The sequence below is a fragment of the Metapseudomonas boanensis genome (genome assembly GCF_018704125.1).
Classification (GTDB): Bacteria; Pseudomonadota; Gammaproteobacteria; order Pseudomonadales; family Pseudomonadaceae; genus Metapseudomonas; species Metapseudomonas boanensis.
Genome location: NZ_JAGTIS010000025.1, coordinates 1 through 24,826 on the forward strand (window position 1 = coordinate 1; position 24,826 = coordinate 24,826).

Consider the following 24,826-nt stretch of genomic DNA (forward strand, 5'->3'; position numbering starts at 1 on the left):
AGGGCTGGGTGGGCGGCACGCTCAGACCGGCGAAGGGCACCGGGGTGGGCGGCGGATAGAGGCTGAAGCGGGCGTCCCGGCCCAGGAGCCGGTCGGCGGGGAGGTCGCGCTGGGTGGCGGTGAACTCGATGCGGTAACTGAAGGGTTGGCTGAGCGCCTCTTCGCCCTGGAAGGCCAGCACGTCGAGTGCGGCGTCGAGGTCGCGGACCTGGAGCTTGTGGCGGCTGTGGTCGAAGAAGGTGCGGATTTCAGCGAGCATGTTCAGGCCTCCTCACGTGCCGGATGTGGATGCGTCAGCGAGTCGGAGAAATGCAGGGTGATGCCGTCGGCATCGCTGTAGCCCAAGGTGACACTGCAGGTGTCCTGCCGGGTGGCCTGGCGCTGCAACAGCTGCTGGCTGAGAACCGGTAGGATCTGCTGGCTGAGCAGGCTATCGATGTTGCGGGCGCCGGTGTCGGGCAGCAGGCAGGCCGCGGACAGGGCATCGCTCAAGGCGCCGTCGATCCGGCAGTCCAGTCCGTAATGGCGCAGCAGTCGGCGGGCGACCTGGGCGAGCTTGAGATCAACGATGCGCTTGAGCGAGTCGGCCAGTAGAGGCCGGTAGATCAGGGTCTGGAAGCGGGCCAGCAACGCTGGCTGGAAGTGGTCGCGCAGGACCGGGCGCAGCAGCTCCTGGAGGGTGCCGTCGGTGGCATCCGGTTGTTCGTGCAGGCAGGCCTGCAGGAGGTCACCACCCAGGTTGGAGGTCATGAGGATGACGGTGTTGCGGAAGTCGATCTCGCGACCTTCGCCGTCTCGCATGAAGCCGCGATCGAAGACCTGATAGAACAGGTTGAGCACGTCGCGATGGGCTTTTTCCACCTCGTCGAGCAACACCACGCTGTAGGGGCGCTGGCGCACTGCTTCGGTGAGCACGCCGCCCTGGCCATAACCGACATAACCCGGTGGGGAGCCCTTGAGCTGGCTGACGGTGTGGGCTTCCTGGTACTCGGAGAGGTTCAGGGTGATCAGCGATTTTTCGCCGCCGAACAGGCTGTCGGCCAGCGCCAGCGCAGTTTCGGTCTTGCCGACGCCGCTGGTGCCGACCAGCAGGAACACGCCCTGCGGGGCCTGGTCGCTGGTCAGGCCGGTGCGTGCAGCACGCAACCGCTGGGCCAGGGCCACAAGGACGTGATCCTGGCCGATGACCCTTTGGCCGAGCTGATGCTCCAGCTCCAGCAGGTTGGTCTGTTCGTCCTTGAGCAGGCTGCCCAGGGGGACTCCGGTCCAGTCGGCGACTACTTCGGCAACGCTGCGAGATGTGACATCGAGGGACAGCAGCAGCCGCTCGCCCTGGGCCTCTTCCAACTGCCGCTGCAGCTCGGCGCAACGCTCCGCCTGCCGGGGCGCCTCCCGGCGAGCCGCCAGGAGTTGCAGGCTCAGGTCGAGCTCACGGTGGTATTGCTGCTCCAGTTCGCGGTGCTGTTGCAGCAGGTCGGCGCGCTGCTCGGCGAGTTCGTCCAGCCGCTTGGCGGGAGCCTGGCCACCGAGGCGGCTGTCCGCTTCCAGGGCCTGCCGCTCCAGCTCCAATGCAGCTTGTCGGGCTTCCAGACGCACCAACGCCAGGGGCTCGCAGTCGAGATTCATGCGGACGCGGGCACTGGCGGTGTCCAGCAGATCGACGGCCTTGTCGGGCAATTGACGGCCGGTCAGGTAGCGGCGCGACAGGGTGACGGCAGCCTGTACCGCAGCATCTTCGATGTGTACGCCATGGTGGCTGGCGTATCGGGCCTTGAGGCCGCGCAGCATGAGGCAGGCGTTGCTGTCGTCCGGCTCGTCGACCTTGACCATCTGGAAGCGCCGTTCCAGCGCCGCATCACGCTCGAAGTACTGCTTGTACTCGCTCCAGGTGGTGGCGGCGATGGTACGAAGTTCGCCACGGGCAAGCGCGGGCTTGAGCAGGTTGGCGGCATCGGCACCACCGGCCTGATTGCCGGCACCGATGAGGGTATGGGCCTCGTCGATGAACAGCAGGACGGGCTGTTCCGCACGCTGGACCGCGTCGATGACCTGCTTCAGGCGCTGCTCGAATTCGCCCTTGACACCCGCGCCAGCCTGCAACAGGCCGAGGTCGAGGGTGCGCACGCTGACAGGCTTGAGGCTGTCGGGCACCTTGCCTTCGGCAATGCGCAGGGCCAGTCCTTCGACCAATGCGGTTTTGCCGACTCCGGGCTCGCCTACGAGGATGGGGTTGTTCTTGCGCCGCCGGCTGAGAATGTCGATGACCTGGCGGATCTCGTCGTCGCGCCCGAACACGGGGTCGATGCGCCCCTCGCGTGCCTGGGCGGTCAGGTCCTGGGTGAACCTGTCGAGTACCGCCTGCAAGGCGTCGCTCCCGGCGCTGCCGGAGGAAGGTACCGCCAGTGTGATGGCCCGGGTTTCGTCGCCTTCGAGCGCGGCCTCGCGCTGCAGTTCCGGGCGTTCCTCGGAGTGCTGGTCCAGCAGCGGCATCAAACACTGCAACTGCGCCTCGCTGAGACTAAACAGCGGCCAGGCCGCCTCGCAACCGACCAGCCTGGGCGTCTCCAGCAGGGCGCCAAGCAGATGCAGCGAACGCAGACGGTCGTTGTCATCGTCCAGCGAGGCGCGCAACCAGGCGCTCTGGATCAGTTGCCGCAATTCTCCACTGAGCTGAGGCTTGTCGCGCACGCTGCGAGGCAGGCTGTCCAGATGGTCGAGCAACCCTTGCCAGAGTGCATCGAGGTCCCATTCGCACCGGCGCGCGATCAGTGTGAGATCGCCCTCTCCTTGCTCCAGCAGTTTGAGCAACCAGTGTTCGGGGGTGATCTGCCTGTGGGCGCGGCTCTGGCACAGCGAGGCGGCGGCGCCGAGCGCCCGGGCACAATAGGGGTTGAGGCGACGAAGCAGGCTGGCGGAGTTCTGGGCCATGGGGGTGCGTCCTTGTACGAGGTTCGTGGCGCTTGCGTGTCCGGCATGGGGTGCGATGGACCGGTCGGGCGTCCGCGAACGGACGCTCGAACCGGCATACCGAAACCAGCAGAGCAGTTGGCTCCGCCGGCTCTACCCGACGTCAGGCGCTCTGACGTTCGTTCCAGGAGTCGGAGTGGATGATGTTGCCGTCCTTGTAGGTCCAGGTGATCTTTTCGTAGCGCAACTCGACCTGCTCCAGGTGGTTGTGCTTCTCCTTGGACGGGTCCTTGATGTCGTGCATTTTCGGCGCGACTTTCACGACCTTGACGTTCTCCAGCTTGGTGATGAAGTACTCGACTTCCTGGCCGGCGTCGTCGATGCGATACCACTTGAACTCGGCACTCTTGAGGGTCTGGCCGGTGGTCACCGCCTTGTACAGGTAAGGGCTGGACGCATCGATTTCCTTGGTGAACAGGAACGGGGTGTGAACCCGGGTTCCGGTCAGCTTGCCGGTGTTGTTGTCGGTGGGGATGTAGAGGCTGTGATCCTGGGCGACGATCTCGATGCTGCCCTCGCGTTTTTGCACGTCCACCGAACCCTTGATGTTCGCGCCGCCATCGTCCTGCAGCCAGAGGTATACGGGAATTGCCATTTGAAACTCCTTCTCAGAGGTTGACAGCCGCAGAATGCGACTGGTGCTTGCCTTCCGGAGCGGCGGTGGGCAGCGCGCAGGCCCCCACCTCCGGCACCAGACGGATATCGACGCGCCGGTTCGCAGCCCGCCCGATTTCGGTGTCATTGCTGGCGATCGGCTGACTGGCGCCGAAGCCCTGTACGGCGAAACAGATGTCAGGGATATCGCCCATACGCTGCATCCAATCGCGTACGGCACCGGCGCGAGCTCGGGACAGTTGAAGGTTCTGCTCGGCGCTACCGGTGGCATCGGTATGGCCGGCGATAACGATCAGCCAGCCCGGCTGAGCCTTGATGTCGACCAGGGCGTTGATCAGGAACTTGGTCGATTCGGGCTTGAGCGTGGCGCTGCCCACGGTGAACAGCGACAGGCTGTCCAGCCTCACGGGTTCTGGTACTTTCAGGGCCTGCACGGGAGCATCGTGCGGTAACCGGTAACCCGTGATCGCGGCCAGCAGTTCACCCCTCAGGCGTTCGCCCCGGTACAGGCCGAATCCGAGCCAAAGCGGTTCGCCGTGACGGTAATAACGATCCAGACGGGCAGCGTCGGCACGCAGCACCGACATGACCTCCTCACGCTGCGCGAACTCCGGCTGATTTCGGTGTTGGGCATAGGGGATGGCCAGATAACGATGCAGGTCATCGCTAACCTGACGCACCAGTTGGCGGTTCTGCCAGGCGGAGCCGGCCAGTGCTATCAGGATCGACAGCGTGGATAGCCAGAGCGCTATCGCCCCGGCCCGGCGCAGCGGACTGGTCTTGAACTGCAGGGGCAACAACGGCAGAAGCGCATCCGGGAGCGGCAGCAGGAGCGACGTCTCGGACGCAGATGCCGCCGTTTTGCTCAGCGCGGTCCTGTCGTGAACCCATTGCTGCCAGAGACTCCCGGCGACGCTACCAGGCAGCGCCGGAACCAGTGTGACCGCGCAGGCCATCGCGACAGCGGGCGGATCACTGACTTCACGGCTGACGAGATGAGCCGGCACATGCCGATTCAACCAGCCGACCACAGTTTCCAGCAGTACGCCGGTGCGCAGGTGCAGCGCAGAGAGCGGGAGGTCATCCGTGCGTTTCTGCCACTCACCGAAACGGATACGTGCTCCCGCCTCCAGGACATCCGGTTGCTGCGCGCCTCCCACCCAACAGAACCAGGGGCCTTCCCCCTGGCTGCTTTGCAGGTAGGTGGCCTGGAGCAACGGCAAGGCGGCGCCGTGCCGGCGCGCCAGTGCCAACTGGTGACGGAAGGCTCGAAGCTGCCCATCCAGTTCGGCTGGGTCGCTGTGTTCGTCCGGATTGACGACGAGCAGGACGCTGAGCTGTCCTCCCCAATGGGGGCGGTGATCCAGAACACGGCGCACCGTCCAGGGCAGGTGCTCCAGGCTATCCACCCGGAGATAGCAGCCCTGAGCTGTCATCCTCCAGAGGGGTTTATCGGCTTTCGCGGCGTCGAACAGCCCCTGCAAGCCATCGCCACAGACCAGCACCACGGGTTGCTGGAAGTCTGCCGCAGGCAACGGCAGCTCTCGGTCGAGGTTCAGCGCCCGCTGCCTCATCCAGCGCCACGCCAGAATCAGGGCGAACGCGACTGCCAGCGCGGCCCCCACCCGCTGCCAGCCACCCAGGGGAAAAATGAACAACAGTGCCAGGGTGAGCAGAGCGCTCCACAGATAGAGGCCGCGCATCAGCGTGAAGGTCATCGCACCACCTTCACGCTGCACCAGGCAGCAACGAGGAGACCAAGCGGCTCAGGAGCTGATCCAAACCCCACCAGGTCCCGACTATCAGCAGGGCAGCCACCAGGAGTTGCATGGCAGGGCTGCGCAACCAGCGCTGCAGGACGACACTGCGCCTTCGTCTCGTACCGGAGATCAGCAGGCCACACATCGCCAAGGGCGCCACCTGGGCATCGAGCGTTCTGAGCAGTTCTTCCCGCTCCGGGTCCTGCAGGTCGCTGTAGCGCCCCTTGAACCCCAGCATCAGCACTCGGTGGTATGCGGTCAGGACCTGTGGGTTCGGTGCAGGGTCGCGCAGGACGTCGCGCATGTCCTCGTAGAGGAACTCGCCCGCTTGGTGGCGATTGAAGAACTTCGCCTGCAAAGGCTCGCCGGCCCAGTCGGCGTGGGCCTCGTCCCTGGCGTAGCCCAGTACCGTTTCATCCAGCAAGGCACATTGGGCATAGCTGATGCAGTCGATGTTCCGCTGACTCATGCCAGCGTCTTTCAGCGCCTGGCGCAGGACCTCGATCTGCTCACAGCAGTGCCTCCACAAATCACGTCCACTTCGTGCCATTGCACCTTCACGCAGGGATACGACCAGCAGATAGCTGTCCTGCAGCAACGCATCGATATCGACGGCCGAAGGCTGGTTTCTTGGAGTGTTCGGAGTCATGAGCGCAGCACCGCGAATAGTTCGAGTCGCGCCTCGATCAGGGCGGCGGGTACATAGAAGGCGCACACCCCTGCCGCCAACATGGCCCGTCCCTTGGGATGTCCGAGATCCAACGCGAAATACTGGTTTTCCAGGCGCAGCGGAATCGCGGCCGGGACATGGTTGAGGGGCAGCAGCGGAATGCCGTCGAGCGCCGCATTGACCAGGTGGTCGACGTCATCCGGAGTGCCGATCTTGCAGAGGTGCGGAAACTGACTCTGCAACTGCGCCGCCGACAGGCGCGAGCGCACGGACAGGTAGAAGTCGGCGCCGTCTGGCTCGCGTAGCCGTGGGTCGTTGAGCGAAACCTTCCAGCGGTTGGCCCCGCTCTCTTCCAGCTCCATAGCGATGACGCGCGAGGGCAGGCTGGCTTCGAGCAGGGAGGAAACCATGCTCATCAGGATTGGGAGGACAGCCTCCAGTTGGTCATGCCGGTAAGCCGGGACCTGCTCGATATCGTGCTCGAGCGAGAAGGTCGACAGGCTGCCGGCAAGCTTCGACAGCTCCCGGTAGACCTGCTCGGGGTGGCGCGCGGGATGGGCCCTGAGGTCGGCCAGTATCGGCTGGTAGGTATTGAGCGCATTGAGCAGCCAGAACAGCGAGACGTCCGCCACCGCGAAGTCGGCCATGCGCTGGTTGCTTTCACGGCGCATGCCCATCAGGCGTTGGCGCTTAGCGGACAGTTGGGTGAACAGGTTGTCCAGCTGTGCCAGCAGACCGACGTGAGCGGCGAAGCTCAGCAGGGGCGGAACGTAGCCGGGATCGAGGGTCCAGATGCCCTGGGCATCGCGCATCAGGCGCGCGACCGGGCAGGTCAGATAGTCACCGTTGTCGTCGCTCGCCAGGCGCAGACTGAGCTGGTGCTCCATCACGCTGATGGACTGGCGCTCATCGCCGTATAGGTCCTGCACCGTGCGCCAGTCCTGGCGGTAACGGGTGGGTCGGTCCTCGCGACTGCCATCGAGCAGGCAATTGTTGCCGTTTCCCTGCTCCAGCGGCAGCGCCAGTAGCAGGGTTGCGCTCTGGATATCGTTCGCCAGCACGCGGGACAGATCCAGCGCCGGCGGCAGGCGATCGGTGCCATCCGTGTCGATCAAGGTGCCATCCGGCATCCGCAGGTGGAGCCGGGATGCCTTGAGCTTCCCCAGCTTCAGCGCGTCCGGATCGAAGGCAGCCGCCAGCACGCCCCAAGGATGAACGAGGGCGAGATGGGCGATGCATTCGTTGGTCCAGGCCTCCCAGCGCGCCTGCTGCTGGAACTGCTGCGGGGACAACAATGTCCCCGCAGCCCATAGGGGGCGGTCGATGTTCATGACGTCGTTTCCCTAGGGCAAGGTTCAGGCTTTGGCCTTGGGCATCTGCGAAACCAGCGAGAGGTTGACGTCCATGCCTTCCACCTGGAAGTGGGGCACGGCGTAGAGCCTGACGCGGAAGAAGCCGGGGTTGTCGTCGATGTCTTCGACTATCACCTTCGCTTCGCGCAGCGGGTACGAAGCCTGCAGATCGTCGCTGGGGTCGGTCATCTCGGTCACAAGGCCGCCGATCCACTTGTTGAGTTCCAGTTCCAGCACGCGACGATCCTTGGTGGTCCCGATGTTTTCCCGCTGGATCAGCTTCAGGTAGTGGGCGATGCGCGACAGCAGGAAGATGTAGGGCAGGCGTGCGTTGATGCGGCTGTTGGCCGTGGCGTCGGCCGTGTCGAACAGCGCGGGTTTCTGCGCCGAGTTGGCGGAGAAGAAGCAGGCGTAGTCGCGGTTCTTGTAATAGGACAGGGGGATGAAACCCAGGTTGGCGAACTCGAACTCTCGGGTCTCCGGAATCATCACTTCCGAAGGAATCTTCACCTGGTTGCCGGTGCCCAGGTCGTAGAGGTGGATCGGCAGATCGGTCACCGCACCGCCCGATTGTGGGCCACGAATCTGCACACACCAGCCGTTGTTGATGAAGCTCTTCACCATGTTGGCGGCGAAGGCGAAGGTGGCGTTGGTCCACAGGTATCTGTCGTGGTCGGGCCCCTTCACACTCTCGACATAGTTGAAGTTGCGCACCGGAATGGTGTCAGGGCCATAAGGCAGGCGACCGAGCACACGCGGTAGGGTCAGCCCGATGTAGCGGGCGTCGTCGCTGTCACGGAAGGATTTCCACTTGATGTACTCGGCCCGATCGAAGTAGTTGCCGATGTCCTTGATGGCGGCGACCTCTTCCATCGACTCCTTGCCGAAGAAGGCCGGCCCGACAGATCCGATGAAGGGCATGTGGGCCGCCGCGGCAACCTTGGACAGGTTGCGCAACAGGGCGATGTCCTGCGGACTGCTGTCGAACTCGTAGTTGGAGATGGCTGCCGCGATCGGCTCACCCCCGGGGGTGTCGTACTCCTGGGTGTAGGTGTGTATGTACAGGCCACTCTGGGCAATCTCCGGCGCATCCTCGAAGTCCTGCACCAGATGATCCTTGCTGATGTCGAGCAGCTCGATGCGTACGTTCTGGCGGAAATCGGTTTGGTCGATCAGTGATTTGACGCCGCGCCAGGTGGACTCGACGCGCTGGAAATCCGTATGGTGCATGACCGCATCGAGTTGGCGGCTGATCTGTGCATCGAGGGAGGCGATGTGTTCATCGAGCAGCGTCCTGTCCAGACGTTCCACCCGCTGCGACGAATGTTTGAGCAGATCGAGGAAAACGCTGACGGCTGCCGTGACCCGCTCGTCCGCGGAAGCTTCGGACAATTCCTCGGTGTTCTGGAATGCTTCGAGGCTACCCAGCTCACTGATGGGGTTCAGGTTGATCTTGCTGAAGAGTGCGGCATAGACGCCCTGGTGTTCCTGGGAGACTACGCTGCCGCGAGAGGCTGTGGAGGTGTGTTCGACGGACATGGGTGACCTTCCTTTGAATGACCGGATGCGTTAACGGGCGTCTTGGGGGGCAAGCTCCGCAAGCTCGGCGCGCAGTTCATCGCTGAGGGCGTCGTCCTTGAGGATGCGTTCCAGCTCATGGCGGAACGTGGCGTTGTCCAGGAGGTTGGACTTGAGGTCGCGCAGCAGATTGCGCATGGCGAGCAGGGCGCGAAGTTGCGGAATCTGTCGAGCCACCTGCTCGGGCTCGAAGTCCTTCATGCGGGAAAAAGCCAGTTCGACGGAGGATTCCGAATCGTCGTCCGCAAGCGTGTTTTCCACAGCCAGCTTCAAACAAGGGTTGAACTCGGCGAGTACGCTGTCGAAGTTGTTCTTGTTGATATCGACCTTGCCGCGTTCGGAAAGCGGACGTACTTGCCGGCCATTGCTGTAGTCCCCCATCAGCATCAACTTCAGCGGAAGTTCTACTTTCTTCTGTGCACCACCGGTGTGCAGATCAAGCTTGATGTTGACCCGTGCCTTGGGTACTTCGTTTTGGAAACTGTTCGATGCCATGACTACTCCAGATATCTCCCGTGCGGGAGGTCAGTGAAAGCCGTCGAGCAGGAATTCATGACCACGGCCAAGCCCGTGCAAGGCCGTCAGTCCGATCAGAGCGAGTGAATTCCATTTCGCACTCTTTGCTGGGTTTACAGGGGGAACAACGGCAGAAGCGGTTGCTTCAGATGACACGTTGTTTTGAAGGCGATCGCCACGCTGGCGGTCCAGCAGATATCTAGGCCGATAACCGCAAGGCGGGGAAAGAGGACCGATCCGATAAGTACAGGGGAACGGTCTGAAGCCGTCAGATTGTGCTGAGCGACTGCAACCAGCACCGTCGTTGAAGGTGGAGACGCGCGGAAAGAGCCCTCGAAGTTGCCGAAGATTCCGCACGAATTACCAAGGGAATCGATTTGCACCTGCTCTGCAAAAGGGATAGCGCTTGCCGGTTGGCCCCAGGGGCCACCAAAGCCCAACGACACGGAGCAGGGCCTGCGCGTTGGGCCTCGCACAGCGAGGACCAACCTACCAAAGCAACGTGTGGGACCGAACGCCCTCCACCAGGTGCCGTCGAGTATTCAATCGGCCAGGATGATCTGATTCTTCCCGCCCCGTTTGGCCTGATACATCGCCGCATCGGCCCGCGCATAGAGGCTGTCCAGGTTGCCATCGTCGCGCAGGTTGGCCAGTCCCTGACTGACGGTCACGCTGAACTGCTTGCCCCCTGCCTGGAAGCTCAGGCGCTGCACCTCGCGCTGCAGGCGCTCGGCGATCTGCCTGGCCAGGTCCGGCGGGCAGCCTGGCAGCAGGGCGGCGAACTCCTCGCCGCCGATGCGGCCAAACAGGTCGCCACGGCGCAGGGCGTTGGTGCCGCACTGGGCGATGCGCTGCAGCACCTGGTCGCCGACCTGATGGCCATGGGTGTCGTTGATTCGCTTGAAGTCATCGACGTCGAGCAGGATGAAGGCCAGCGGGCTGCCGAACTGCACGGCATGCTCGAATGCACCCTGTGCGCATTCGAAGAAGTGCCGGCGGTTGCTGCTCTGGGTCAGGACATCAGTGGTGGCCAGACAGTGCAGCTCACCTTCCAGCTGCTTCTTCTCGGTGATGTCTTCAGCGATGCCGACCACGATGGTCGGCTGCCCCGCGCCGCCCTGCTGGCTGATGAAACACTTGTCGCTGATCCAGCGCAGCTGGCCGTCAGCGCGGATGATGCGGTACTCGCGCGCTTCAATGGCACCTTTCTCCAGCACCTCGGCGAAGCTTCGCGCGGCGTAGTCGAGATCGTCCGGGTAGATGCAGTTGCGCCACTCGCCGTAATCGGCCAGCAGCAAGGCGGCGGAGCGACCGAACAGGCGCTCGTAGGCGGGGCTGACGTAGATCACCCGCTGCGCCTCCCAGTCGAAGGCCCAAAGCACAGCATTCACGCCGCCCAGCAGGCTGCTGAAAATGCGCTCGCGCTCACTCAGCCGCTCGACCTCGCCACGACAATGCAGCAGGGCCAGCGTCAGTCTTTCCAGTTCAGCGGAGTCTTCGACCGGGCGATCCATTAAGCCAGTACCTCAGTGGGACCAGGCTTCGACAGATTAGGCAGGCAGAAGTGCAGCCCGCAAACCGGGCCGACGGTCAGGTGTGGCTGGCATGACGGGTGGCGGCGAAGCGGTTTAGCAAACCGTGCAGGACGAACACGGCGAGCAGCGTCAGGAACACAGCCGCACACACGGAACTGAAGCGATAGGCGATGGAATACACGACGTCGTGCTGCGGCGTGAGGTACTGGCCAAAGACGATAGCCAGGGTGGTCAAAGCGCCGAAGCCGATGCCCTGGTTGCCTTCGAGCACATGCAGCCGGGCGCAGCAGATGGCAGCGGTCCAGTACAACAGAGTGACCAGCGGCAGCACATCGTAGTGGCTGTAGAGCAGCAACTGGAGCCCCAACCCTATCAGGCACCCAAGCAGGGTGCCGAGGGCGCGGATGCGACCGGCGAAGCGGATACCGTTCCAGTGCATTGGGAACAGCACGAGGATCGATGCCACCTGTGCCGACAGCGAGTCACGCAGGTCGAAGCTCTGGAACAGGATGAACGAAAGTGTCGCGATGGTCGCGCCCAGCACCGCTTCATGGCGCTGGCTGGGCAGGTCCTTGGTGGCTGGCTGGCGCGGCGTGCGCGGGTCTGCATCGGGAAACAGGTAGAACATCAGCCAGGCGATCAACACCGTCAGCAGCGCCGCCACCAGGTTGCTGGTGACCAGGTCGTAGAGGTGGGTATCCGGGTAGCTGGCGAAGTGCAGCTGCATGGAGAGGAACACACTGCCCAGGGCGCCGAACATGAACAGCGAGCCCTGTGCCATCAGGCGAAATCGCCAGAAGAAGGCGAGAAAGGCCAGCGGAACCATCAACTGCGGGCGATCGCCGAACAGCCCGTAGATCATCAGCACTTCGAGGCTGACCACCACCGCCTGCAGCAGAAACTGGCGCACCACGTGGGCGTTGATGCTCGGCGTCAGCCCCAGCAGCAACATCGGGTAGACGCAGAAGAACGAGCCGTTGTCCCAGCCCATAAGCTTGCACAGGAACAGGCCCAGCGTACCGCCACCGGCCAGGCGCAGACACTGGCGCAGGTCGTTCTCGGTCAGCGCCTTGCGACTCATCAGTACACCCAGCCCTTAGTAGATGTAATGCAGCAGGCTGATCAGCGCGATCTGCAGGCGGCCGAAGGCGGCCGCCAGGCTGGAGTCGCGCGGAAACAGCTGCACCGTGGCCTTGGCACCGCTGGGCAGCGGGAATGGCAATGCCTCGCCGAGCTCCACGTGCAGGCGCTGGCGCTGGGCATCGCGCACCCAGCGGTCAGAGATTGCCGGGGCTGCAAGGTCGCCATTGGCGTCGAGCTGACCCTCTTTCACCCCGGCGTCGATGGCACTGACGCGGGCGTCGAAGATGTGCCCGGGCAGGGCATCGAAGACCACGGACGCAGTGTCGTCCAGGCGCACATAGCGCAGGGCCTTCTCGCGGAAGTCGGCGCTGATGTCCGCCTCGTCAGCCACCAGTGCGGCCACCGACGCGCCGGCACTGACGAAGGCCCCGGGTGACAGTTGCAGGTTGCTCAGGGTGCCGGCGCGCTCGGCACGAACTTCGCTGTATTGCAGTTGCAATCGGGCCTGTTCCAGGGCATTGCGGGCCTGGCGCAGACGCAGATTGTCGTGACCTTCGGCGCCGCGCTGGGCCGCCAGCTCGCGGATGCGCGCGGTCGCTGCGGCAAGTTTGGCCTGGGCCGCCTGACGCTGGGCCTCGGTCTGCTCGAAGAGCTGCCGCGAGACATGCTGGCTCTGCACCAGGCGGCCCAGGCGCGCGGTTTCGCGCTGCAGCTCGCTGGCGCTGGCCTGGGCGGCAGCTTGATCGGCGCGCGCGGCGGCCAGGGCTGCGTCGAGCTGGCGGTTGTCCTGCGCTGCCTGCTCCAGCGCCAGTTCCGCGGCTCGCACGGCCAGGCGAAAAGGCTCGGGATCCAGGCGAAACAGCAGGTCACCGGCCTGCACATGGCGATTGTTGGCGACGGCGACGTCCTGGACCTGGCCGCTCACACGTGGGGCAATGCGCAGCACCGGGCGGGTAAGCTGGGCCTGGGGCGTGATGGGCATCCATAGGTCGGCTGCAAGGAAGTAGACGAACAGCAGGGCGAACAGGGCGATGGCGACTTGGACCCGACGGGCAAATCGTTGATCCGGGGTCATGCATACCTCAAGACAACGCGAACAGAAGGCGGGGGCAGAAACGGAGGGAACGGCCAAGTCTCGACCCGAGCCGCTCATGGGTCGGCAGTATATTGAGCGGCGAATCGTGGATAATCCGGCGATCTAGAGAAGCAGCCTTACACAAGGAGTAACAATGGACACACTGCACAGCATGCGGGTGTTCGTCCGGGTCATCGATACCGGCAGCTTTACCGCCGCGGCCCTGGCCCTGGACCTCTCCACTGCGCAGGTGTCCAGGCTGGTGTCCGATCTGGAGCAGCAGCTCGAAGCACGCCTGCTGAACCGCACCACCCGCCGCCTGGCGTTGACGGAGGTTGGCGAGCGCTACCTGCAACGCTGCCGGCAGATCCTCGCCGAGGTGGAGGAGGCCTCCGCCGAAGCGCGCGGAGCACACCTCAAGCCCAGCGGCAGACTGCGCGTACACACCATGACCGGGCTGGGTCTGCAGCACTTGACGACCCTGGTCGCGCGCTACAGCGAGCTGTACCCGGAAGTAGTGATCGAACTGACCCTGTCGCAGCGCACGCCGGACCTGCTGGAGGACGGCCAGGATGTGATCATCACCTTCGCGCGCGAACTACCCGACTCGCAGATGGTGGCCCAGGTGCTCGGCCCGATGTACAGCGTGATCTGCGCAGCCCCCAGCTACCTGGCCAAGCACGGCGTCCCTCAGGACCCGGCGGACCTGCAGCAGCACCGTTACCTGCGCCTGCTGGACCCGCTCTATCACGACAACTGGGTGCTCAATGGAGATGACGGTGAGTTCGACGTGCTGCCAGCCGAGAGCCTCCAGGTTAACGTCGCCGAGTCCCTGGCCAAGGCCGCACAGGCGGGAATGGGCTTCTGCCTGCTGCCCTCTTTCGTCGCCTGCCCGTTTCTGCGTGAAGGCAGCCTGCTACGGGTCCTGCCGGAGTATCGCTTACGCGCCCGCAATATCTACGCGATCTACCCGTCACGGCGTTTCCTCGATGCCAAGATCAAGACCTGGGTCGATTTCCTGAAAGCGGAACTGCCGCCGCTGCTGGCACTGGACGAGGCGATCCTGGACGACTCGACCCATTGGGCCACTTGCTGATAACTGTTGCATCGCGCGAAACAGTCATTCACTGAATCCGCTATTTTTCCCCTTTGTTGCCCTCCCTAAGATGGCGCCATGTTTCGCAAGAAACCATCTGAGAGGGTCAAGATATGCAACGCAACCTTATTTTTACTGCCGTTTTCGCCGCTTTTTCGCTGTTTTTCTCGCAACTGAGCCTTGCTGAAGAATCTTCCGCCTTTGTTGCACGCAATGCAGCGCTGGAGCAGCGCGCCGCCGACGCTGCCCACCAGGAAGCCGTCGCCAAGCAGAACGCTGCCGAACAACAGTCGCAGGCTGGCAACGCCCAGGACAGCTGAGTTCCCCCCCGTTTCTCCACCTCCTGACGTTGATGCGTGACAGCTCCTTAATCGACGTCCTGTTCAGGCCGCTCCTCTCGAGCGGCCTTTTTTTGCTGTCCGCGGACTACGCCAGGCGCTCTTCGGCCATGCCTCAATCCAACAAAGAGGTGTGCCGCATTGCTTTGAGCTGCCATAACCACAAGGAGCACACACCGTGAACGCCAAACATTTGCTCACCCCCCTCGCCCTGGCGCTACTCGCCACCCAAGCACACGCCGATGAAGCCACTAACCAGGAAGGTTTCATCGAGGGTTCGCACCTGACGGTCCAGACCCGTAACTACTACTTCAACCGTGACCGTCGCGACAGTCAGACCCAGAACAGCCAGGAGTGGGGCCAGGGCTTCATCGGCCTGTTCAGTTCCGGCTACACCCAGGGCCCGATCGGCGTGGGCATCGACGCCTACGGCATGCTCGGCCTGAAGCTGGATGGCGGTGGCGGCACGGGCGGCTCCTCGATTCTGCCGACCACCTCGCCGACCAAGCCCGGACTCAAGTACGGCAAGGCACCGGACGAGTTCTCCAGCGCCGGCGCAGCGCTCAAGCTGCGAGGCTTCGACAGCGAGCTGAAGCTCGGCGACCAGTTCATCAACAATCCGGTGATCGCAGGCGGCACCACGCGCATGCTGCCGCAGACCTTCCGTGGCGTGAGCCTGGTCAACCAGAGCGTGAAAGACCTGCGCCTGGAAGGTGGCCAGGTAAGTTTCACCAAGCTCTACAACCAGAGCGGGCATCGTCGCATCGACAGCTCCTACGGCAGCTTCCCTGACGACCGCAAGAGTCACCACATCAGCTGGCTGGGCGGCACCTGGACGGGCCCCGAAGGCTTCACCAGCAGTCTCTACGCTTCCGAACTGCAGGACGTGTGGAACCAGTACTACGCCGATATGGACTACACCTGGCAGCTCAACGACCTGGTCAGCCTCAACCCAGGCATTCATTACTACAGAACCCAGGACACCGGCGATGCGCTGCTTGGCGACATCGACAACAACACCTACAGCGCGCACTTCGCGGTCGGCGTCGGCCACCACAAGGTCACGGCGGTGTACCAGAAGGTCAACGGCAACACCCCCTTCGACTACATCAACCAGGGCGACAGCATCTACCTGGACAACTCGCAGCAGTACTCCGACTTCAACGGTCCCAACGAGGAATCCTGGAAGCTGCAGTACGCCTACGACTTTGCCGGCCTTGGCGTCCCCGGCTTGAGTGCCATGGTCGCTTACTCGCGTGGCGAGCTGGACCTGACCAAAGTCGACCCGAACAGCCCCGGCTACAGCAGTTGGTACAGTGTCGACGGCAAGGATGCGCGCCACTACGAGCGCGACTTCGACATCAAGTACGTGGTGCAGGAGGGCTCGGCCAAGGACCTCGCCGTGCGCGCCCGCTGGGCCAACCACCGCGGTAGCAACGGCTATAACGCCGTGGACAACGACGTGGACGAACTGCGCCTGATCGTCGACTACCCGATCGAGGTGTTCTGAAGCCAGTGCGGGAGCCTTCTTGTGGGTGCGAATTCATTCGCTGACCGGGCCGCAGGTTCGGCCTGCAATTTCCGGGGCAGCTGCGCTGCCCTTAGCGATTGAAATCGCCCCCACAAGGAGCAGAAGCCCCCGCGCGCAAACAAAAAAGGCCGGCAAATCTGCCGGCCTCTTTCACGGTTACTGCGTTATCAGGCGGTAGCCGGGCGCAGCGAGTAAGTCTTGAGCTGCTCGGCGAAATCGCGCAGCGACTGGATGCCACTGGCCTCGGCCTCCTGCACCCAGTCCTTGATGGCAGCGAGCATGTCGTGGCCGTTGGCGCTGGTCTTCACCCAGATCTGCTGCAGCGCCAGGCGCTTCTCGTAGATCACTTTCAGGGACTGGCTCTGCTCCAGCATGGCGGCGATGCGCGCTTGATGGCGTTCGTCCAGCAGGCTGGTCTCGCGGGAGAGCAGGCGCTTGGCGCGGCGGAACGAGTGACGGACCGACGCGTCAGCCTTGGCCAGTTCCTGTTTCACCAGCGGACCGATCACCAGCTTGCGGTACTGCGCCATGATCTGGAAGCGGTTGTTAAGGATGGCCATGGCGGTGTCCATGTCCAGGTTGCCCTTGCCTTCCACGCGGTGGGCGATGGGCGCCACACGCTGCACCTTGGCCAGGCCGAACAGGCTGAACAGTTTGATCCAGGCCCAGCCCATGTCGAACTCCCACCTCTTGACGGACAGCTTGGCGGAGTTCGGGTAGGTATGGTGGTTGTTGTGCAGTTCCTCACCACCGATGAGGATGCCCCAGGGCACCAGGTTGGTGGCCGCGTCGCGGCATTCGAAGTTGCGGTAGCCGATGGCATGGCCCAAGCCATTGACGACGCCGGCGGCCCAGAGCGGAATCCAGACCATCTGCACGGCCCAGACGGTCAGGCCGAGCGCCCCGAACAAAGCGATATCGATGAGCGCCATCAGCGTCACGCCTGCAATGGGGAAGCGCGCGTAGACATTGCGCTCCATCCAGTCATCCGGGCAGTTCTTGCCATAGATGCGCAGGGTCTCTTCGTTCTTCGCCTCGATCTGGTACAGCTCGGCTCCCTTGCGCAGGACGGTCCACACCCCCTTGACCACCGGGCTGTGCGGGTCGTCGGCGGTTTCGCACTTGGCGTGGTGCTTGCGGTGGATGGCGGTCCACTCGCGGGTATTCATGGCGGTGGTCATCCACAGCCAGAAGCGGAAAAAATGCTTGAGCGCCGGATGCAGCTCCAGAGAACGGTGCGCGGAATAGCGGTGCAGATAGACGGTAACGCTGACGATGGTGATATGGGTCAGCACGAGAGTGACCGCCACCAGTTGCCACGGCGACAGATCGAGAAAACCGTTGTACCACATGGATGGTATTGCCTCGGTAGTAAGAAAACACAGTTTGTCGGACAAACTTGTTTGCATTATCACCAAGGCCCACAAGAAAACCATCCTGTCTTTTAGATAGAAATCAAATAGCCAGCAGTTGCTCTATAATGCGCGCCCCGCCCCATCACCCGAGCCAGGAAGGCACGTCCATGCGTTCCAAGTTCAGCGCCCTGAAACTGGTGCTGCCCTATTTCATGATTGCCAGCCTCTGGGTGCTGTTCAGCGACCATGCCCTCATGGCGCTTGACATTGGCGTGCGCGAGCTCGCCGAGCTACAGACGTTCAAGGGACTGGGCTTCGTCCTCGTCACCAGCCTGATGCTCTACCTGCTGCTGTGCCTGCACCTACGCCGCCTGCGCGAATACCTGCAGACCCGCCGCACCCAGGAAAGCAGCCTGCGCCAGGCCGCTGCCGTGTTCGACAGCACCCTGGAGGGGGTGCTGGTCACCAACGCCCAGAGCGAGATCGTCCACGTCAATCGCGCTTTTGCCCGTATTACCGGCTATACCGAGGCAGAGGTCATGGAGCGCAATCCGCGCATGTTCAGCTCCGGACGCCATGGGCTGGATTTCTACCAGGCGATGTGGAGTGCACTGCACCACCGTAATGAGTGGAGTGGCGAGGTCTGGAATCGTCGCAAGAACGGCGAGGTTTACCCGCTTTGGCAGAACATCCGTTCCATCTTCGATGAAGATGGTGAGCTGACACACTACGTTGCCGTCTTCTCCGACATCAGTGCGATCAAGCGCTCGCAGCACGAACTCGACTTCCTGGCCCACCATGACCCCCTGACGAACCTGCCGAACCGCCTGCTCTTTACCGAGCGCGTCGAGCATGCACTGGAGCGGTCGACTCGGGAAGATCGGCCCGGCGCCGTGCTGCTCATGGATCTGGACCACTTCAAGCACGTCAACGAAAGCTTTGGCCATTCTCGCGGCGACCAACTGCTCAAGGAGGCCGGCCTGCGCCTGCAGGGGCTGCTGGAAGGTGGCATGACCCTGGCCCGACTGGGCGGCGACGAATTCGGCGTGATCTGGGAAGACTGCCCAAGCGCGGACCAGGCCGCCGACCTTGCCCAGCGCGTCCTTTCCGCCCTGCGACAGCCTTTCCGGATCGAAGACCACGAGTTGTTCATCAGCGCCAGCCTGGGCATCAGCCTGTTCCCGACCGACGCCGAGAACGTCGAGCAGATCATGCGCAACGCCGACTCGGCGTTGTTCAAGGCCAAGAGCAACGGCCGCGAGACCTTCGCCTTCTATAGCCTGGAGCTGACCAACCAGGCGCGCCAGCGCGTGGAGATGGTCGCCGCACTGCGACATGCCCTGGAGCAGGGCGAGCTGCGCGTGCACTACCAGCCGATCCAGCGCCTGACCGACAACCGCCTGATCGGCTTCGAGGCCCTGGTGCGCTGGCTGCACCCGGAGCGCGGACTGGTTCCGCCCGGCGAGTTCCTGCCGATTGCAGAGGAAACCGGACTCATCGCCAGCATCGATCTCTGGGTGCTGGAACAGACCTGCCGGCAGATGCAGACCTGGCTTGGGCAGGGCCGCGAGCTGGCGTTCGTCGCAGTCAACCTGTCATGCCGACTGTTCAGCCGGGCAGGCCTGAGTCAGGAGATCGCCCGCGTACTGGCCGATACCGGCCTGGCGCCAGCGCATCTGGAACTGGAAATTACCGAAAGCGCCGTGATGGCCGACCCGGATAGCGCCCGCGAACTGCTCGAGCGCCTGCGTGAACTGGGCGTTCGCCTGGCCATCGACGACTTCGGCACGGGCTATTCGTCGCTGCAGCGCCTCAAGCGTCTGCCCGTGCAGAAGCTGAAGATAGACCAGAGCTTCGTTCGCGGCTTGCCTGCCGACAAGGACGACGCAGCCATCGCCCGAGCCGTCAATGCGCTGGGCCACAACCTCGGCCTCGTGGTGCTCGCCGAAGGCATCGAGACCCCGCAGCAGCTGGACTTCCTGCAGCAGATCGGCTGCGACTACGGCCAGGGTTACCTGTTCAGCCGCCCCCTGCCGCCCGAGGACATCGAGCGCAACTGGCCCAAAGCCTGACCCTGACAGACATAGATATTTGGTTATATAAAAATTCTTAAATAGTCTTTTTAAGAATATTACTTGCCTGCTTAAGATGCGCTCAGCCACGCGGAACTCCTCACGCCCTACGCCGCGGGCCCCTCTCAAGGAGCACGACCATGAGCGCAACCCTCCGTAGCCTGGAAGGCCAGGACGAAGCCAGCGTCCTGCGAGAAATCCAGAGCGCCCTGAATGGCCTGCGTTTCGGCTCGGTGGAGATCACCGTGCACAACGGCCAGGTAGTGCAGATCGAACGCAAAGAGAAATTCCGTCTGCAGCCCCCTGCAACCCGCAACAACTGATTTCCTGACGACCCGACCGGACCTCCGGAGGGCGTATCGACGAGCAGCTCGCGCCAACCGCGCCTGCGAAGAACAACCAGCCCCAGCCAACACTGAACAAGTCCAGATTCCAGGAGCTAGATAATGTCGATTCGCCGCTTCGCCCTCGCCGCCCTCGCCAGCGCCCTGATCGCCGGCCCGGCCGCCGCCACCGAACTGCTCAATGTGTCCTACGACCCGACCCGTGAGCTTTACCAGGAATACAACGCTGCCTTCGCCAAGCACTGGAAAGCCCAGGGTGGCGAAGACGTGAAAGTCCAGCAATCCCACGGCGGCTCCGGCAAACAGGCCCGCGCCGTGATCGATGGTCTGAAGGCCGACGTGGTGACCCTGGCGCTGGCCGGCGACATCGACGAACTGCAGAAACTCGGCAAGCTGATCCCGGAAAACTGGCAGGCCCGCCTGCCGCAGAACAGTACGCCCTACACCTCGACCATCGTATTCCTGGTCCGCAAGGGCAACCCCAAGGGCATCAAAGACTGGGGCGACCTGACCAAAGCTGGCGTAGAAGTCATCACCCCGAACCCGAAGACCTCAGGCGGCGCCCGCTGGAATTTCCTGGCCGCCTGGGCCTGGGCGAAGAAAGAGTACGGTAGCGAAGCCAAGGCCCAGGAATACGTGAAGGCGCTGTACCAGCATGTGCCGGTTCTCGACACCGGCGCCCGCGGTTCGACCATCACCTTCGTCAACAACCAGATCGGCGACGTGCTGCTGGCCTGGGAGAACGAAGCCTTCCTGGCCCTGAAGGAACAGGGCGGCGAGAACTTCGAGATCGTCGCGCCAAGCCTGTCGATCCTCGCCGAGCCGCCGGTATCGGTGGTGGACAAGAACGTCGACAAGAAGGGCACCCGAAAGGTCGCCGAAGCCTACCTGCAGTACCTGTACAGCGAGGAAGGTCAGCGCATTGCGGCGAAGAACTTCTACCGCCCACGTAACGAAAAAGTCGCGGCCGAATACGCCAAGCAGTTTCCGAAACTCGACCTGGTGACCGTGGACAAGGACTTCAACGGCTGGAAGGACGCCCAACCCAAGTTCTTCAACGATGGCGGGATCTTCGACCAGATCTACCAGGCGCAATGATCGCCACCCCACCAGTAGGATGGGTTGAGCCTGCAATACCCATCGGGCGGACTTGATGGGTATCGCTCCGCTCAACCCATCCTACGGACTCCAGGGAAGGAGTTGACCAGGCCTGATCCACGGATCGGGCCTGTTTGCTGGAAGCGGCTCGACGGGGCTGGCTCCAGAGCAACCAAGCGTTCCAACGCAAAGTAAGGACAGAACATGTCACGACGCATCTCACCGGTCATACCCGGCTTCGGGCTGACCCTGGGGTACACCCTGGTGTACCTCAGCTTGCTGGTCCTGATTCCCCTGGGGGCCTTGTTTCTCAAGACCACCGAGCTGACCTGGGAACAGTTCTGGAGCATCATCAGCGCGCCCCGCGTGATCGCTGCCCTCAAGCTCAGTTTCGGCACTGCCCTGGCCGCCGCCGTGCTCAACGGCATCATCGGCACCCTGCTCGCCTGGGTCCTGGTGCGCTATGACTTCTTCGGTCGCAAGGTCATCGACGCCATGGTCGACCTGCCTTTCGCCCTGCCGACCGCGGTGGCGGGGATCGCCCTGACCGCGCTCTACGCACCGGCCGGCCTGGTAGGCCAGTTCGCCACCGACATCGGCTTCAAGATCGCCTACACCCCGCTCGGTATCACCTTGGCACTGACCTTCGTAACCCTGCCTTTTGTGGTGCGCACGGTGCAGCCGGTGCTGGCCGATATCCCGCGTGAAGTGGAAGAAGCCGCTGCCTGCCTCGGCGCCAAGCCACTCCAGGTGTTTCGCCACGTGCTGCTGCCGGCCCTGCTGCCAGCCTGGCTGACCGGTTTCGCGCTGGCCTTCGCCCGTGGCGTTGGCGAGTACGGCTCGGTGATTTTCATCGCCGGCAACATGCCGATGAAGACCGAAATCCTGCCGCTGCTGATCATGGTCAAGCTCGACCAGTACGACTACACCGGCGCCACCGCAATCGGCGTGCTGATGCTGGTGGTCTCCTTCGTCCTGCTGCTCTTGATCAACCTGCTGCAACGCCGCATCGAGACCCCCTGAGGAGCGCGCCATGAGTTCTGCAACGCTAACCACTGCGTCCTCCGCCAACGCCGCCCGCCGGGGCAACGCCTGGGGTCGCCGTATTCTGATCGCCGGCGCCTGGCTGGCCTTCGCCCTGTTTCTCCTGCTGCCGCTGCTGGTGGTGCTGAGCGAGGCGCTCAAGCAAGGCCTGGGCACCTTCTTCACCGCCATCTTCGAGCCAGATGCCCTCGCCGCGTTGGAGCTGACGTTGCTCGCCGTGTTCATCTCGGTACCGCTCAACGTGGTGTTCGGCGTGGCCGCCGCCTGGTGCGTGAGCAAGTACGAGTTCCGCGGCAAGAGCCTGCTGGTCACGCTGATCGACCTGCCCTTCTCGGTGTCCCCGGTGATCGCCGGTCTGATCTACGTGCTGCTGTTTGGCGCCCAGGGCTATTTTGGCTCCTGGCTGCAGGAGCGCGACATCCAGATCGTCTTCGCCGTGCCCGGCATTGTCCTGGCCACCCTGTTCGTCACCTTCCCCTTCGTCGCCCGCGAACTGATTCCGCTGATGCAAGAACAGGGCACCCAGGAAGAAGAAGCCGCGAGACTGCTGGGTGCAAGCGGCTGGCAGATGTTCTGGCACGTGACCCTGCCGAACATCAAATGGGGCCTGATCTACGGCGTGGTGCTCTGCACCGCGCGAGCCATGGGTGAGTTCGGTGCGGTGTCGGTGGTTTCGGGCCATATCCGAGGCGTCACCAACACCCTGCCACTGCACGTCGAGATTCTCTACAACGAGTACAACCACGTCGCCGCCTTCAGCGTTGCCAGCCTGCTGCTGGTACTGGCGCTGTTCATCCTGCTGCTCAAGCAGTGGAGCGAAGCCCGTCTTTCCCGCCTACGTCACAGCGACGCGGAGGAATAATTCATGTCGATCGAAATCCGTAACGTCAGCAAGAACTTCAATGCCTTCAAGGCACTGAACGAGATCAACCTGGATATCCACAGCGGCGAACTGGTGGCGCTGCTCGGCCCGTCGGGCTGCGGCAAGACCACCCTGTTGCGGATCATCGCCGGCCTGGAAACCCCGGACGTGGGCAGCATCGTGTTCCACGGCGAGGATGTTTCGCAGCACGATGTGCGCGATCGCAACGTCGGCTTCGTGTTCCAGCACTACGCGCTGTTCCGCCACATGACGGTGTTCGACAACGTCGCCTTCGGCCTGCGCATGAAACCCAAGCGCGAGCGCCCGAGCGAGAAGCAGATCGCCGAGAAAGTCCACGAACTGCTGAGCATGGTGCAGCTCGACTGGCTCGCCGACCGCTACCCGGAGCAACTCTCCGGTGGCCAGCGCCAGCGCATCGCCCTGGCCCGCGCCCTGGCGGTGGAGCCGAAGATCCTGCTGCTCGACGAGCCCTTCGGCGCCCTCGACGCCAAGGTGCGCAAGGAGCTGCGCCGCTGGCTGGCGCGCCTACACGAAGAGATCAACCTGACCTCGGTGTTCGTCACCCACGACCAGGAAGAAGCCATGGAGGTGGCCGATCGCATCGTGGTGATGAACAAAGGCGTGATCGAGCAGATCGGTGCGCCGGGCGAGGTGTACGAAAAGCCGGCGAGCGACTTCGTCTACCACTTCCTCGGCGACTCCAACCGCCTGCATCTGGGCGACGACCAGCACATGCTGTTCCGTCCGCACGAGGTCTCGCTGTCGCGCCAGGAAGTGGAAGACCACCGCGAAGCGGAAGTGCGCGACATCCGCCCACTGGGCGCCATCACCCGGGTGACGCTGAAGGTACAGGGCCAGGACGAACTGATCGAGGCCGAGGTGGTGAAAGACCACGACAGCCTGACCGGCCTGGTGCGCGGCGAGACGCTGTACTTCAAGCCCAAGGCGTGGCAGCAGCCAACGGTGGGGTTCTGACGAGGTCCGTAGAGTGCCTAAACCTCGACGTACGCACAAATCACTCTTTCGGGTAATGGTCTCCAGGCTCCGGCGCTTTACGCTTGTCGGGGGCCCATCTATGGCGCCCGACTGCACCTCAGCGATTGCTCACAACAAAAACAACAGGAGCACCCGAGATGATTCGTATGTCTATAGGCCGATTGCTGTTCGGCTTCGCCCTCTGGCTTTGCGGCAGCTTCGCTTCGGCCCTGGCCGAGGCAATCGGGCCGCTGGAGCTGGTGCAGATACACGCCTGCCGTGCCACCAGCAGCCTGCTGCTCTTTCGTGGCGAAGGATTTCAACAGGGTCATTCGGCTCGTCTGGAGGCGGATCTCAAGTCGCTGGATGTTGCCTACCGGCGCATCGCCGAACCCAGCGACCGGTTACGCCAATCGCACGAGCTACTCGTTACCCAGTTGCAGCGAGGTGTTTCCTTCGGCCACAAGGAAGAGGACGTGCCCTGGCGTTACCCCCAGGAACTGAGCAAGGCGCTGCGTGACTACCTCATCGCCGCGCGCACCCAGTCCAGCGACGCGGCACGGGCCGAGTTGCCCGCCAAGGTCGAGTACCTCGCCGTGCAGTACCTCAGCCGAGCCTATATCGGCACCTTCGAGATCGCCCGCGAGAACTCCGACACCTACATCGGTCAGGACGAGCGGACGCTGCTACCGGCCATCGATGCACAACTGCAGCCGCTCGACGGCAAGGTCGACCCGGCGGTGGCCAAGCTGAAGACACGCTGGAGTTTCCTGAGGGCGGCGCTGCGCGACCTCAACAGCCAGAGCAACGCCCTGGTCAGCACGTCGGGCCGCCCCTACGCACCGATCATGGTGGACCGCCATGCACGATCGATGAGCGGCCAGTTGCTGGCGTTGGGCGCCCTCTCTCCCAGCTCCTCTCCCTGAAGAGGAGAGAGGT

Annotated in this window: 21 protein-coding genes and 1 pseudogene; 10 read left to right on the forward strand and 12 right to left on the reverse strand. The window is 63.3% G+C overall.

Annotation, left to right across the window (positions count from 1 at the left end):
• From J7302_RS24715 to J7302_RS24765, 11 genes and pseudogenes are all read right to left on the reverse strand, one after another.
• Nucleotides 1–259 (reverse strand): annotated as a pseudogene (locus J7302_RS24715) (type VI secretion system tip protein VgrG); the annotation flags it as partial.
• 2 nt (nucleotides 260–261) lie between these two features.
• On the reverse strand, nucleotides 262–2,928 hold the full coding sequence (gene tssH / locus J7302_RS24720) for a type VI secretion system ATPase TssH (RefSeq protein ID WP_215381069.1): 2,667 nt from the start codon (nucleotides 2,926–2,928) through the stop codon (nucleotides 262–264).
• Nucleotides 2,929–3,070: 142 nt separating this feature from the next.
• A complete protein-coding gene (locus J7302_RS24725; protein WP_215381071.1) occupies nucleotides 3,071–3,562 on the reverse strand; it encodes an Hcp family type VI secretion system effector in 492 nt (163 codons plus the stop codon).
• Nucleotides 3,563–3,575: 13 nt separating this feature from the next.
• Entirely contained in the window at nucleotides 3,576–5,300 is a 1,725-nt protein-coding gene (locus J7302_RS24730; RefSeq protein ID WP_215381073.1) for an OmpA family protein, read from the reverse strand.
• Nucleotides 5,301–5,310: 10 nt separating this feature from the next.
• Nucleotides 5,311–5,991 carry a type VI secretion system protein TssL, short form gene (gene tssL / locus J7302_RS24735; protein WP_215381076.1) on the reverse strand — a complete coding sequence of 227 codons (681 nt, stop codon included), beginning with the start codon at nucleotides 5,989–5,991 and terminating at the stop codon, nucleotides 5,311–5,313.
• Nucleotides 5,988–7,343, reverse strand: coding sequence for a type VI secretion system baseplate subunit TssK (tssK, locus tag J7302_RS24740; RefSeq protein WP_215381079.1), 1,356 nt, complete (start codon nucleotides 7,341–7,343; stop codon nucleotides 5,988–5,990). The genes tssL and tssK overlap by 4 nt, the downstream gene beginning before the upstream one ends.
• A gap of 24 nt (nucleotides 7,344–7,367) precedes the next feature.
• On the reverse strand, nucleotides 7,368–8,903 hold the full coding sequence (tssC, locus tag J7302_RS24745) for a type VI secretion system contractile sheath large subunit (protein ID WP_215381081.1): 1,536 nt from the start codon (nucleotides 8,901–8,903) through the stop codon (nucleotides 7,368–7,370).
• A 30-nt stretch (nucleotides 8,904–8,933) separates the two neighbouring features.
• The gene (gene tssB, locus J7302_RS24750) at nucleotides 8,934–9,437 is read right to left on the reverse strand and encodes a type VI secretion system contractile sheath small subunit (RefSeq protein WP_215381084.1); all 504 of its coding nucleotides are present in this window, start codon (nucleotides 9,435–9,437) and stop codon (nucleotides 8,934–8,936) included.
• A 563-nt stretch (nucleotides 9,438–10,000) separates the two neighbouring features.
• Nucleotides 10,001–10,972 carry a GGDEF domain-containing protein gene (locus J7302_RS24755; protein WP_215381087.1) on the reverse strand — a complete coding sequence of 324 codons (972 nt, stop codon included), beginning with the start codon at nucleotides 10,970–10,972 and terminating at the stop codon, nucleotides 10,001–10,003.
• A gap of 76 nt (nucleotides 10,973–11,048) precedes the next feature.
• Nucleotides 11,049–12,074, reverse strand: a complete 1,026-nt coding sequence (locus J7302_RS24760) for a DUF2955 domain-containing protein (RefSeq protein ID WP_394359113.1) — start codon at nucleotides 12,072–12,074, stop codon at nucleotides 11,049–11,051.
• 15 nt (nucleotides 12,075–12,089) lie between these two features.
• Nucleotides 12,090–13,151 (reverse strand): HlyD family secretion protein, encoded by a 1,062-nt coding sequence (locus J7302_RS24765; protein WP_215381090.1) that lies wholly within the window; start codon nucleotides 13,149–13,151, stop codon nucleotides 12,090–12,092.
• Nucleotides 13,152–13,305: 154 nt separating this feature from the next.
• Here J7302_RS24765 and J7302_RS24770 point away from each other — a divergent pair, with 154 nt between their 5' ends.
• From J7302_RS24770 to J7302_RS24780, 3 genes are all read left to right on the forward strand, one after another.
• Entirely contained in the window at nucleotides 13,306–14,247 is a 942-nt protein-coding gene (locus J7302_RS24770) for a LysR family transcriptional regulator (RefSeq protein WP_215381092.1), read from the forward strand.
• A gap of 113 nt (nucleotides 14,248–14,360) precedes the next feature.
• Complete coding sequence (locus J7302_RS24775; protein WP_215381095.1) at nucleotides 14,361–14,567, forward strand: hypothetical protein; 207 nt, start codon at nucleotides 14,361–14,363, stop codon at nucleotides 14,565–14,567.
• 196 nt (nucleotides 14,568–14,763) lie between these two features.
• Nucleotides 14,764–16,095: an OprD family porin gene (locus tag J7302_RS24780; protein ID WP_215381097.1), complete on the forward strand. Its 1,332-nt coding sequence runs from the start codon at nucleotides 14,764–14,766 to the stop codon at nucleotides 16,093–16,095.
• A gap of 188 nt (nucleotides 16,096–16,283) precedes the next feature.
• Here J7302_RS24780 and desA read toward each other — a convergent pair whose 3' ends face one another.
• Entirely contained in the window at nucleotides 16,284–17,468 is a 1,185-nt protein-coding gene (gene desA, locus J7302_RS24785) for a delta-9 fatty acid desaturase DesA (protein WP_215381099.1), read from the reverse strand.
• Nucleotides 17,469–17,638: 170 nt separating this feature from the next.
• Here desA and dibA point away from each other — a divergent pair, with 170 nt between their 5' ends.
• From dibA to J7302_RS24820, 7 genes are all read left to right on the forward strand, one after another.
• A complete protein-coding gene (gene dibA / locus J7302_RS24790) occupies nucleotides 17,639–19,543 on the forward strand; it encodes a phosphodiesterase DibA (RefSeq protein WP_215381101.1) in 1,905 nt (634 codons plus the stop codon).
• A gap of 140 nt (nucleotides 19,544–19,683) precedes the next feature.
• A complete protein-coding gene (gene oscA / locus J7302_RS24795; RefSeq protein WP_215381103.1) occupies nucleotides 19,684–19,866 on the forward strand; it encodes a sulfur starvation response protein OscA in 183 nt (60 codons plus the stop codon).
• Nucleotides 19,867–19,989: 123 nt separating this feature from the next.
• Nucleotides 19,990–20,985, forward strand: a complete 996-nt coding sequence (locus J7302_RS24800) for a sulfate ABC transporter substrate-binding protein (protein ID WP_215381106.1) — start codon at nucleotides 19,990–19,992, stop codon at nucleotides 20,983–20,985.
• Between the two features lie 204 nt (nucleotides 20,986–21,189).
• A complete protein-coding gene (cysT, locus tag J7302_RS24805; protein ID WP_215381109.1) occupies nucleotides 21,190–22,008 on the forward strand; it encodes a sulfate ABC transporter permease subunit CysT in 819 nt (272 codons plus the stop codon).
• A gap of 10 nt (nucleotides 22,009–22,018) precedes the next feature.
• A complete protein-coding gene (gene cysW / locus J7302_RS24810) occupies nucleotides 22,019–22,891 on the forward strand; it encodes a sulfate ABC transporter permease subunit CysW (RefSeq protein ID WP_215381111.1) in 873 nt (290 codons plus the stop codon).
• A 3-nt stretch (nucleotides 22,892–22,894) separates the two neighbouring features.
• Nucleotides 22,895–23,887, forward strand: a complete 993-nt coding sequence (locus tag J7302_RS24815) for a sulfate/molybdate ABC transporter ATP-binding protein (RefSeq protein WP_215381113.1) — start codon at nucleotides 22,895–22,897, stop codon at nucleotides 23,885–23,887.
• 167 nt (nucleotides 23,888–24,054) lie between these two features.
• Nucleotides 24,055–24,813 (forward strand): hypothetical protein, encoded by a 759-nt coding sequence (locus tag J7302_RS24820; protein ID WP_251702258.1) that lies wholly within the window; start codon nucleotides 24,055–24,057, stop codon nucleotides 24,811–24,813.
• The last annotated feature ends 13 nt before the right edge of the window (nucleotides 24,814–24,826 follow it).